This window comes from Desulfoluna sp. (genome assembly GCF_030145185.1).
Taxonomy (GTDB): domain Bacteria; phylum Desulfobacterota; class Desulfobacteria; order Desulfobacterales; family Desulfolunaceae; genus Desulfoluna.
The window spans coordinates 19,071-30,226 of record NZ_JAQYWB010000070.1 but is presented as its reverse complement, the minus strand read 5'-3'; the positions used below and the strand labels follow the sequence as shown (position 1 = coordinate 30,226).

General features: G+C 51.6%; 7 protein-coding genes and 1 tRNA gene. 2 read left to right on the top strand and 6 right to left on the bottom strand.

Annotated features, from left to right (window positions below; all coding sequences use genetic code 11):
* Positions 1 to 272 precede the first annotated feature (272 nt).
* Together Q1Q75_RS18480 and Q1Q75_RS18475 are read right to left on the bottom strand one after the other, a co-directional pair.
* Positions 273 to 2,063, bottom strand: a complete 1,791-nt coding sequence (locus tag Q1Q75_RS18480; RefSeq protein WP_300673697.1) for a tetratricopeptide repeat protein — start codon at positions 2,061 to 2,063, stop codon at positions 273 to 275.
* Positions 2,064 to 2,094: 31 nt separating this feature from the next.
* The gene (locus Q1Q75_RS18475) at positions 2,095 to 3,054 is read right to left on the bottom strand and encodes an RNA polymerase sigma factor RpoD/SigA (protein WP_300673696.1); all 960 of its coding nucleotides are present in this window, start codon (positions 3,052 to 3,054) and stop codon (positions 2,095 to 2,097) included.
* Between the two features lie 579 nt (positions 3,055 to 3,633).
* Between Q1Q75_RS18475 and Q1Q75_RS18470 the strand changes: the two genes are divergently transcribed.
* Positions 3,634 to 3,710, top strand: a tRNA-Arg gene (locus Q1Q75_RS18470).
* 176 nt (positions 3,711 to 3,886) lie between these two features.
* On the opposite strand, the gene Q1Q75_RS18465 is transcribed toward Q1Q75_RS18470, so the two are convergent.
* From Q1Q75_RS18465 to Q1Q75_RS18455, 3 genes are all read right to left on the bottom strand, one after another.
* Complete coding sequence (locus Q1Q75_RS18465; RefSeq protein ID WP_300673693.1) at positions 3,887 to 4,045, bottom strand: hypothetical protein; 159 nt, start codon at positions 4,043 to 4,045, stop codon at positions 3,887 to 3,889.
* 336 nt (positions 4,046 to 4,381) lie between these two features.
* On the bottom strand, positions 4,382 to 4,642 hold the full coding sequence (locus tag Q1Q75_RS18460) for a Txe/YoeB family addiction module toxin (RefSeq protein WP_300673691.1): 261 nt from the start codon (positions 4,640 to 4,642) through the stop codon (positions 4,382 to 4,384).
* A complete protein-coding gene (locus Q1Q75_RS18455; RefSeq protein ID WP_300673688.1) occupies positions 4,635 to 4,889 on the bottom strand; it encodes a type II toxin-antitoxin system Phd/YefM family antitoxin in 255 nt (84 codons plus the stop codon). Before Q1Q75_RS18455 ends, Q1Q75_RS18460 begins: the two co-directional genes overlap by 8 nt.
* Positions 4,890 to 5,083: 194 nt before the next feature.
* On the opposite strand from Q1Q75_RS18455, the gene Q1Q75_RS18450 reads away from it, so the two are divergent.
* Entirely contained in the window at positions 5,084 to 5,494 is a 411-nt protein-coding gene (locus Q1Q75_RS18450) for a hypothetical protein (RefSeq protein ID WP_300673686.1), read from the top strand.
* A 52-nt stretch (positions 5,495 to 5,546) separates the two neighbouring features.
* On the opposite strand, the gene Q1Q75_RS18445 is transcribed toward Q1Q75_RS18450, so the two are convergent.
* A complete protein-coding gene (locus tag Q1Q75_RS18445; protein ID WP_300673684.1) occupies positions 5,547 to 10,073 on the bottom strand; it encodes a choice-of-anchor Q domain-containing protein in 4,527 nt (1,508 codons plus the stop codon).
* Between the last annotated feature and the right edge of the window lie 1,083 nt (positions 10,074 to 11,156).

The window sequence follows — 11,156 nt, the reverse complement described above, 5'->3', positions numbered from 1 at the left end:
TGCTGGCGTGAAACTCACAGATTGCTGGGCCTTAAGCATGGAGGCGGAGCCTCCGGGGAGCATTACCAGGCAGAGCCTGGGAACGAGAGAGAATCACGCTCGATACCTATTTCAAAGAATGTGGCCGAAACGATGACTAAGGCCTAAATCTGGGGTTATTTATTAAAACCTGTTTATTAAACTTTCTTATCGCGCCGTAGTCCTCGGCCGAAGGCGGATCAAAAGTTTAGCCCTCGGCAGGGCCGCCGGAGGCATGAGCTCAATAGTGACCTTTATTTTTTCTTTTCCTGTCTTTCGCCCTCCTTCAGGGCTCGAATTTTTTCCTGAATGGCCGGGGCATCTTCATGGCCCAGGTTCAGGGCTTCCCTGTAATACTTCAGCGCTTCATGATCTAGGCTGTTCTGCACCAGGGCGTCTCCCAGGTGCTCCATGACCACCGGATCGCCGGGCAAAAGCGCGGCGGCCTTTCGCAGGGTGTTCAGGGCTTTGGTAAATTGCCCTTTTTGGTAGTAGACCCAGCCCAGGGAGTCGGTGATGTAGCCGTCATCCGGTTTGTTCTTCAGGGCTTTTTTGATGAGTCGTTCCGCATCTTCCAGGTGGATGCCCTGGCGTGCGTAGGTGTACCCGAGATAGTTGAGCGCGTTGGGGTCCTCCGGGTCGATATCCAGGACCTTTTTCAGGGCCTTGGTGGCGGCGTCGTTTTTTCCCCACTTGTCGTAGAGGACACCGATACGAAAGTACAGGGCGGGGTCATTGGCGTCGATTTCGATTCCCATGAGAAGGCGTGCTTCTGCTTTGTCATAGCGTTTCATCTCTTCATAAAAAGAGGCGAGGTAGTTAAGAATCTCAATACTTTCGGGTTGGTGCTTCCGGGCCTCTTCCAGGGTGCGGATGGCCTCCTCGCGTTTCCCCTGTTCCCAGAACTGGATGCTGACAAAGAGGGTCGCCCGTTCGTAGTAATCGGAGGCGGGTGAAATGCGGGTGAAGCAGTGGATGGCTTCTTCGGAGTCTCCCAGTTTTTCACAGACAAAACCGAGCATGTAGTTGAACTCAGAGTTGTCCTGGTAAAGGGTCAGCAATCCGGTCAGCAGCCGGTGTGCTTCCGTATACCTTTGTCGTTCGATGTAGAGCTGGTTGATGATGGGATAGATCTCCGTCCATTGCTCTTCGGGATCGGTGAGTCCTTTAAAGATTTTTGCAGCCTTCTCGTCTTCGCCTGAGGTCTGGTGGATTAGAGCCATGGCGAGGCTGGCCTGGAGATTTCCTGGCTTGTGGGCGAGAACCACACGGTATTGCCCCTTGGCTTCGGACCATTTTTTCTGTGTGACCAGAATATCCGCCAACTCCAGGCGCGCATCCGTGAACTCTGGAGCAATGCTGAGGCACTCTTTAAAATGGGAGACCGCTTCGTCGAGGGACTTTTTTTCTATATACAGAAGGGCCACGTAATAATGGCCGGCATAAGCGTAGGGATAGGCCTTCAGGAGTGTCAGATAGGTGGTCAGGGCTTCGTCGAAGTTGTTGGTGGTGGTTTGAAGCATTCCCAGACGGTAATAGGCGTCTTCTCGGGTGGGGTCCGCTTTAATAACACGCTGGAGCAGCTGTTTCGCTTCCTCGGCCTTTCGTTCCGAGAGACGGATGCGCACCAGAAGGAGCAGGGAGTCGGCGTCATCAGGGGTGGTCTTCAGGACGGTGTTGATGACGTCAAGGGCCTTGGCCTTGTCGCCCGCCAGAAGATGCACCACAGCCAGTTCACGCTTGAGGACCAGGGCGGAGGGGTCTTTTTGAGAGGCGGTCTCAAGGTATGCCGCGGCCTTGGCATACTCTTCGGCTTTGCGGGCCATCATCGCCTCAATATAGAGGCGGTAACCAGACCAGGTGTCCGGGCTGTCCTTCTCGGCGGTCTCGGTGGGGACGGGTGACGGCGAGACCGCGCTGGACGATGAGGGCCGGTTCTTTGCCGGGAGTGTGCACCCGACAAGAAGCAGGGCAGACAGCGTCACGGAAAAAAGGGGGGGCGTGGCGTGGCGAAGCCCCCTGATGATGACTGAATAAAAGTTCATATATTCCATTCCATGCCGTTGAGGAAGGAAGTTATTTGGATTGATCGGTGTATAGGTGAAAATCGGGAAGTTCGCTTTGAAAGTAGTCCTTCATGCGTCGGGTGATGTTTTTTTCGATTTGACGGACACGTTCCCGGGAGATGCTGTATTTTTCACCGATCTCCTGAAGGGTGAGGGGGTCTTCCGAGAAGATGCGGGAGTTAAAGATCTCCAGCTCCCTGTCGGACAGCACTTTTTTGAATTCTTCGACTTTGTTGTGAAGCAGGGATTCCAGCTCCTTCCGGGCGACCTGGTCTTCTGCCGAATCGGAACCGGAGTTGAGAAATTCAATGCGTTCCGTGTCGGAGTCTTCCTTCAGGGGGGCATCCAGCGAGACATCCCAGCCGTCCAGACGCTGGTCCATGTCGACGATCTCCTTGGGCGTGACACCAAGTCGTTCGGCCAGAAGCACTGGTTTGGGATCAAAGCCCTCTTCGATCAGTTTCTGCTTCTCCTTTTTCAGTTTGAAGAAGAGTTTTCTCTGCCCCTGGGTCGTTCCAATCTTCACCAGTCTCCAGTTGTCCATGATGAATTTCAGGATATAGGCTTTGATCCAGAAAGAGGCGTAGTAAGAAAATTTTACGTTTTTATACGGGTCGAACTTCCGGACGGCCTGCATCAGGCCGATATTGCCTTCCTGGATCAGGTCAAGGAGGTTCTGCATCCAGACGCGCTGAAAATCCAGAGCGATTTTCACCACAAGCCGCAGGTTTGCGGTGACCAGCTCGTACGCCGCATCCGGGTCTTCCTGCTCCTGAATTCTGATGCCAAGCTCAATCTCCTCGTCACGGGTGAGAAGCCGATACCGGCTGATCTCGGAAAGGTAGCTCTGAAGAGGGTCGAATTTGGTGACGGCATTGCCGGTGGACGCCTTCACAGGCAGATTGGTTTTTTTTGGGGCGGGCTTCTTTTTTTTAGGAGCCTTCACGATGACGTCGGATTCAGATGCCATAGTCTCTCTTTGTGAAGCGTTTTTGCCGGAGGTGCCAGAAACGCTGCTTTTGGTTTTTTTATTAGTCATATCGAAACATTATTACTGAACATAAAGGAGAAAATAGGGAGGACGTAAGAAATCCGATTGTGCCGGGGAACCCCATGACGGAAATCGTCACCAACTAATTGTGCAAGGCTTTTTCAGACGCAACCCTTATTCAGACACAGCCTTTATTCAGCCGCGACCCTTGAGATGAATATATCATGAATTGATGATTATGTGAAAAGTCTGCAATTCCAGACTCTGGATATATCACAGTGGGTCAAATTGCCAACCTTGGAAACACCGGGCACTGGCAAGTTGCCGTGATTTCGAAGCGTTGTCTGGATTATTTCTTTTAAAGGGTCGGGTTTCAGCGAACGGATCCGTTCATGACATCTCAAGGTACCTTTTCAGCCGGTTGATTTTAAATCGAAGAGGTTCTGTGGTTTTGATCAGGGATTGTGAGTGGGGTGTCCCTCACTTTTTTGACGTTTCTTTTTTTTGTGTGGACAAACGAAAATCAGTCTGCTAAAAAACTCCTCGCATCAACTCAATGCGCCTGTAGCTCAGATGGATAGAGCATCCGCCTTCTAAGCGGATGGCCGCAGGTTCGAATCCTGCCAGGCGTACCATATTTTTTTGATGAGAATGGCACCATTTTTAATGGTGCTTTTTTTGTTTGGTTGAGATGGGGGTAGGACTCCGATCTTGAGAAAATCCAAAAATAGCCCAACATATAGCGACTTATGTCCATCGATTTAACCCCGTGCGTTCTGCTTTTCTGCCTTTTCCCGTTTTTCTGCCTTTATTATGATGTCATCATTTTGTGTACACAGTCGCACACCACGGCGCATTCCAGCCCAAAGGGGAGGTAGCCGCCAAAGCCAAGGATGGGCATCTCGAAGAGTCGAAAACGCCCCACATAAGGGATGGCAGACTCCCAGCGCGCAAGGCTGAAAAATTCCACAGTTTCCAGAAAAAACCGCAGACAAGTGCGGACACCGCCATGAGCCAGAGATGGGTCCAGTCCCCTGTCTTCACTGGCGTGAAGATGGTTTTATACCCCGCGATGGCTTGAATCGAGACCACGAGAAGAAGGGGAGCCACCCTGAGCGCGGGAAATAAAAGGTTCGGCCAGATCCCGATACCCGTCAGGATGGAAGCGGAGAAAAGAAACAGCAGCCATGAGGCAAGGGGCTGATAGCTTATATTGATTTTTGCAAAGCGGTCCATGCTGGCCCGGATACGGGGAAAGGAACCAAGAAGGTCACAGGTGATGTGGAGGCCTGACCCATTCCTTGATTCAGTAGTGATATCTACTTGAAATAATAGCAATAAATTCATCGTCACTGGCATATACGAGTCTATTTATTTCATCAATTCGTCGTGACCAAAAACCAGATAAATTTCCTCGCAGTGGTTCTGGTTTCCCTATTCCTTTAAATGGTTGCCTCATAGTATCCTGTATCAGTTTATTAATTCGCGTGAGTGTTTTTTTATCTTGTGACTGCCAATAAAGATATCCCTTCCAAGCTTCATCAGTCCAAGCTAATTTTCTATTCATCTAAAAGTTCTCTTTCTTGAACGTTTCCACTTTTATACTGCTCTATAGATTTTGTAATATGTGCGGCATTAGCGGGTGATCTGAGAAGGTATAATGTCTCCATATAACTATTGAAAGTATCTAATGACATAACCACTGCGTCTTCTGAATCTCGACGAGTTATGATTGTATAATCGGCATCATTTATGACTTGATCTAAAACAAACTTTAAATTATTTCTTGCTTCGCTAAAATTGACAATTTTCATAATATCCTCCAGACTTGTATGGTTTGTTGTACAAGTATGATGGAAATTTTACAACATGTCCATTTAATTGCACAGGTTTATAAGGATATTTTTGTCATCGAACGCTTTAGCCCTTCAATCGATGTTATCTGTTCTCCCTCGATCGTTAGATTTCCAAGAACTTTAGAATACCCGGCTAACCGTTGTATGGCATCATGAGTATAAGCACTGGCGTCGGCTCCATATTCCCCCTTGGTGCATCCCAGAGCACTCAGTTCCAACGCCTGGACTCTCTGCAGGAGCGCGTCGAACGATTCTTGTGTTACTTCACTGACACCCGGTTCCCCCTGGGGCCCTTTGGGACCCGTCAGTCCTATGTCCCCTTGGGGGCCCTTGGGACCCGTCAGGCCTCTATCCCCCTGGGGACCCTTGGGGCCTGTCAGGCCTATAGCCCCCTGGGGGCCGTCGGGACCTTGATCGCCCTTTATGCCCTGAGGGCCCTGTTCTCCCTGGAGAGCAGCGGCTCCCTGCGAACCGGGTTCGCCCTGAGGCCCCTGCGACCCGTCACTGCTGCCACAACCGCTTCCCCCAAGCAGCATCATCACACAAAGGATCCCATTACATAGGCCTCGGAATCCACACATCATTATCTCCTGTTTCTCCGCTTGAAGGTCAAATTCAGTCCTCGTGAACACTCTTTAAACGAAATAGCTCGAAAAAAAATTCTTCCATGCCCATTTGGGAAAAGCGGCTATACCTGCATTTAGCAGTGAGATATAAATAAACAAAATCCCCCGGAGTCAAACGGCCGTCCCGTGTCGTTCCGATGAAACATCCGCCTTCTCCGGAACGATGGCCGGAGTCAGGATCAGGATCAAAATCAGGGGCGGTATATGATCCGACGGCATATGTTGACATATGATCAAGAAGAATGCCGATGGTATATGTAGTCATGGCAGGTTCCGGTGTCTCATGACGGGTGGCAAGGACCTTGCCGCCGGGGGGATAGGCCATCCCACCCCGGCTACCATGGACACCTGCGATGGAAATGCTTCCGTCCGGGGCCACATAATAAATGGCTGGCACAGGTTCTGATGCCGGAAGGGTTATATCCATTTTAACGAACAGGGTCTTGCCGTATTTGAGTCTCAGCAATCGGTCAGCCCCCATGGAGAAAAGAATGCTGTTTTTGCCGATCTTGTCGCCCAGGTCTTTGATCATCGGTATCTGACGGGGAGGATCGACCCGTCCGGTGTAGGCCTTCCAGTCTCCCATCCTGTTCTCCTCCAGCACCGTACCGGCATCGAATTGGGCTTCAATTCGGGATCTCCTCGGGTCAACAGCAGCGACTTCATCCCGATTATCGGTTATCAGCGTTGTGGGGAAAGGAATGACCCCGTCATCGGTGGTGACGACAGCCATTGTTTTTACAGCGGCCTTTACCTGGCTAAGATGTATCACCTCGCACACCTCCAGCATGGCGGCACTGACGTTATTCCTGTCGCCATTTGAATGGATCACCTGCACAGTGTATCGGCCCGCCGCAAAATCGCTTGGTACACGGAGTCTGGCTTTAATGGTTGAGGAATCTATCCGAACCGTATCCGAAAACCAAAGCAGAGAGTTGTCTCCACCGACAAGCCCCGCACCGATAATCTCATCTGCAAAATAACGTCCGGTGAGGGTGATCTCATAAGAGATGTCTTTGATGACGACCGTGGGAGAAAGATGGATTACCTCGGGTACGGGCGTTGGCGCTTTGTTTACGGTATAAGCGTTCTCAAATAACCGGGAAATGCCGTTTTTGTTTATTACGCGCAACGCATAGGAGCCTTCCGGAGCGCCTTCCGGGATAATTGCGGATATCTTGTTTTGGGTGCCATGGTTGGCTGAAACATCAAAAACAAGCGCTTTATTTTCAAAGCGGATCCTATTGCAGCCTGCGGATTCGAGGAAATTTGCACCGGTAATCGCTATTTCCCTTGCAACGGAATTGTCTCCGCTCGTGCCCCCGGCAACAAGGGCCATTCCCGTGATCTCCGGGAGCATGTCTTCCGTGGTATGGTCCACAACATGACTTAAAGCAGACACATTACCGGCTGGGTCAACCGATTTTACGGCAAAATAGTATGTTTCCCCGGCTCCAAGCCCGGATAGGGTGAAACCATGGCCTGTATCTGCATTCCACGGCAACATATCGCAAAAAACCGCTGTGGCATTTGCGAGATTCTCCTCGGTTATCAGCTCGTCTGAATACCAGATCAGGTAGTTTTGAATACGTTCCGGCTCACCCTCGGAGGAGGATCTCCATGAGAGGTTCACCGTTGTGGAAGAGGGGGTGCCCTTGGCTGCATCAAGCACCACAGGATCAGGCGGGGTCAGATCCACCCGCCATTTACAGGACGTTGCGTTTTCCGTGGTCATGCCATCGCCTCCTCCCTGCCAGCCATCGTTTCCAAAACCGTTTACAAACAGGGTTTGGTTCCCTTCGGCAAGTCCGTTAAGCGCAATGGGTTCTGAGATTCTTCCGTAGTCCCACGTCACGCCGCCATCTATACTGTAATAATAATCTTCGATAGAGGGACTGCCCTTGGCCGTTCCAACGGTAATTTTTGCAGAAGTCCGATCGGTTACGATTCCAGGCACCTCCGTTAATACAACCGTCGGTATCCCTGGGGTGACATGCCAGGAGACATGTGTTGCGGCGGACTTTTTCTGCCAGTTGCCGACCCCATTGACGCCAATAACCTCAAGGGTGTGATCGCCCTCACCAAGATCCGATATGGTGTCCCACGTGGATACGGGATGGATACGGCTCCACCCGCCGGAGTCCAGCCGGTATCTGTATGCGGTTACATCCGCTCCCCCCACGGTGACCCGGACGGAGGTGGCGCCCACCGTACCCGAAGGAGGGTTGAGTATCACTGCCCGGGGTGGGGTGTTATCAAGGGTCCACTTAAAAACAGTTGCGTCCGTTTGGGGTTGCCAGACACCGTCGCAGTTCTTACCTGTAACGGAAAGGCTGTGGCTGCCGCCAACGGCAAGGTTAAATGTAAGGGGTTGCGCTATGGGCATCTCTTGGGACCAGGGGCCTTTGTCCAGGCTGAAACGGTAGCTGACAACGCCGATTCCGCCGAGTCTCATTCGATACGATTTTGCATTGGTCGTGGGCTCTGGGGTATTTGAGATCGTCGCAAGAGGAGCTGTCAGGCCCCCAAGGGGTGTGGCGAATGTCGTATCTGCACCGTAAACGGTTCCGGCCAGGTTGGTGGCAAAGGCCCGCACATGATACGTAGTGCCGGGGGAAAGACCGGTTATGGCCGCTGTAAAATCCCCAGTGGATGCGGTCGCACCCTTGTCTGTTTTATTGTCGCTTATGATGGGGTTGACGGTTGTGCTCCAGCACACCCCGTGGCCGGTGGGGGGGGGAGAGCCCAGGCTTGTGATCTTCCCTTTCCCGGTCCCGGTGGTCTTCGTAACGGCTGTCCCGGATTGGGTGATGACCACGGGCAATGAGGCGACGATGACAGTATCCGTTGCCGTGTTGTTCGTCTCATCACTTTCGGTTATCAATCGATCCGGATCCACGGTACAGATCCCCCCCGCCCTGGGATTGACAAAGGCTCCCTCGACCGTGGGCGTCCCCTGGAGTTCGACGTCAAACCCGCCGGTGACGGCCCCCAGGGTAACACGGGCTCCCAAAGCCGAAACAGTCAGGGTATTCCCCGAAATCACGGCACTGATATGATCACCGTGGGTGGGATTGGTTAAGTTGGCAAGGGTAGGGGTCGCGTAATTGATGTTGGTGTTGGGCAAATCATCGGTCAGGATGGTCTGACCATCGGTAAAGACGGCATCGGCATTGCCCGTATTCTTTAGACTTAACCGCCAGGTCCAGTGATCTCCCAACACGATGGAACCCCCTTTATCATTGGATTTGGTAACAGACAGGTCCGGGCCAACGACTGTCACCGTATCGGTTGCGGGGGTGTTGTTCCCTTCGTCAACTTCAATGATATAATTATTGGGATCCACGGTACAGGTACCGCCGCTCCTGGGGTTTGAAAAGGAGGTGGCCCCGGTGGGCCTGGCTGTGAAATTAACATCAAAACGTCCGTTGGTGCCGCCGATGACAACCGAACCGCCGCTTGCTTTCACGGTCAGGACGTTGTCCGTGATCTCGGCATCTATATTTCCCTGGTTGGTGATGGTGATGACATTGCTGAGACTCGGTATGCCGTAGTCGATGGCAGTATCGGGCAGCTGGTCGGTGAGGATCACCTGGCCGTCGGTGAAAACGGCTCCGTCGGTTCCCATGTTGCGGATGCTGACCGTCCAGGTCCAGTGGTTCCCCAAGACCATGGGACCAGGGAGATTATTGGAAGCAATGACAGTCAGGTCCATGGCAAAGGTGGTAAAGGTCCTGTCGGCACCGTATACCGTGCCGGCCGTATGGGTGGCATAGGCCCGGTAATGATAGGTGGTGTCCGGGGAAAGTCCGGTTATATCGCAGGAGAAGGCGCCGGTGACATTGGCCTCTCCCTGGGTGGTTTTACTGTCCGTCGTGGTGGGATTGGCGGAGGTACTCCAGCACACCCCGTGCTGGGTGGGATGGGGCTCGCCAAGGAAGGTAATATTACCGTTACCCGTGGCCGTTAATCCCGTAACGCCTGTGGCCGCCTGGGTGATCACCGTGAGATCTTGCACCCGTTCAAAAGCACCCACGTCCACATTGCTGCACTGGGGTCTGACGGTTCCCCTTTGATCCAGGGCAGGCGCTCCATTGTAATCATTTGCCCCCCTTGGAATCGCATCAATGGCATCACTTCCGGCCCCCAGGGCATGGGTTTGGGTTAAGCCGCCGTTATCCGCAAGTCCCGCCAGATGAATCGTGGCATTGCTTTTATCTCCAGTGGCGGTAAAAGCTGATAGCCCACCATTGCATATGTTATACCCGTGTGAGGTTAGCAAACCTGTGCCACTTTTGAAAAAGTTGTTGCCGTCGCCGCCTGTATTTGCTGCCAGGATGGTATTTTTAATTTTAGCGGATGAGGCGCGCAGCTCAATACCTCCGCCACCGACGGTCGTTGTATTCCCTGTGATGGTGGACTGTAGGATGGTTATGTTTGAGGCATTAACATCAATAATCCCTCCGCCGCCTTTGGTCGCATTATTTCCTGAGACCGTACAATTGGTGAGGTCCAATATGCCACTGCTACACAGAATCCCTCCCCCATACCCATTACTTTTGTTTCCACTGATGGTACAGCGAGTCAGCTCAATTGTGCTGGAAGATATTCCGGAAGATATTTTAGCTATCCCTCCCCCGTTACCAGAGCTATTGCCATGGACAGCACTATCCAGCATGGTTATTTGCCCTTGGTCAGAACAAACCCCTCCCCCATTGGTGAAGGCGGTATTGTCACTTAAAGTACACCCCGTTATGTTGACGATGCCTCTACCATTATTAATGGCTCCTCCATTACCATTATCATGACCAAGCGCCGAACAATTGCGAATCACACAGGAACGGATATTGAGTGCCCCATTATTATTTTTAATCCCGCCGCCATCTTTTGTTGACTCACAATCGCTAATCACACAGGAGCTGATGTTGAGCGTCCCTTGATTAAGAATTCCGCCGCCGCCTGAGTCTGATGACCATCCTTTGTACAGGGTTAATCCAGTAATATTCACAGGGCTTACATTGGCCTTAATGGTGAAAATCCGGCAACTTCTATCTCCACTGATGGTGAGGTTGTCGGCACCGGGGCCGGTGAGGGTCAGGGCCTTATCAATTATCAGCGGGGTTATGAGGGAGATGGTTCCGGTTACGGGCAGCTTGATCGTATCCCCGGCCTCACTATTGGAAATGGCCTCGCGCAAAGACCCGGCACCAATGTTGTCGTTATTTTTAACCGTTATTTCTCCACACAAAGCGCTCGTACTTAAAGAAAAAAACAACACAAGTATTTTTACTATTATTCCCACCATGGAAGACCCTCTATTAAGGAAAGTTCTTTTTGCCTAACCCGGATATTTCACGATTCGAGTGCGTTCGGATCGCCCGAAGGGTGAGAAAATCAAACAGAATACCGTATTACCATACCCATCAACACATTTTAATTTGGCTGGCAGCCCTACACGACCTGTATGGCTTTGAATCTGCATATTCTCGAGAAAATGCAGATACGGATCAATGCATTAAAACCGAACTACTTACCTTCCATAAATTTACGAAAGGATGCAATTCGTTTTCCCGTTAAAGTCCGTTAAATTCCGTTAAAA